The organism is Oscillibacter sp. UBA6647, from assembly GCA_002455655.1.
GTDB lineage: Bacteria > Bacillota > Clostridia > Oscillospirales > Oscillospiraceae > Oscillibacter.
The window spans coordinates 27,267-27,825 of the sequence record DKLF01000011.1 but is presented as its reverse complement, the minus strand read 5'-3'; the positions used below and the strand labels follow the sequence as shown (position 1 = coordinate 27,825).

1 protein-coding gene is annotated in these 559 nt (G+C 63.5%); it reads right to left on the bottom strand.

The window, feature by feature from the left end; all coding sequences use genetic code 11:
* A partial coding sequence (locus B2W96_RS01020) for an NAD(P)-dependent malic enzyme (RefSeq protein WP_293007658.1) occupies positions 1 to 559 on the bottom strand: 559 nt, incomplete at both ends.

Here is a 559-nt window from a genome sequence, read left to right as displayed (position 1 = left end):
CATCTTCATTTCCTCGTTGATGTCACTGGCGCGCACGTCAAAGGCTCCCCGGAAAATGCCGGGGAACGCCAGAACGTTATTGATCTGATTGGGATAGTCGCTGCGCCCGGTGGCCACCACCCGCGCCCCGGCGGCTTTCGCTTCGTCGGGGAAAATCTCCGGCGTGGGGTTGGCGCAGGCAAAGATAATCGCGTCCTCCGCCATGGAGCGCACCATGTCTGCCGTCACGGAGCCGGGAGCAGACACGCCGATGCACACATCCGCGCCCGCTATGGCCTCTTTCAGCCCGCCCCGGAGATTCCGGGGGTTCGTGATCTCCGCCAGCTCCGTTTTAATCCAGTTCATTCCGGTTTCCCGGCCCTTGTAGATGGTTCCCGTGCGGTCGCATAGGACGATATCCTTCGCTCCCGCCGCAAGCAGCAGTTTGGTCACGGCCACAGCGGCGGCGCCCGCGCCGTTCACCGCAATTTTCACGTCCTCCAGCCGCTTGCCGACCACCTTCAGCGCGTTTTGAAGCCCCGCCAGCGTGATGACGGCGGTGCCGTGCTGATCGTCGTGG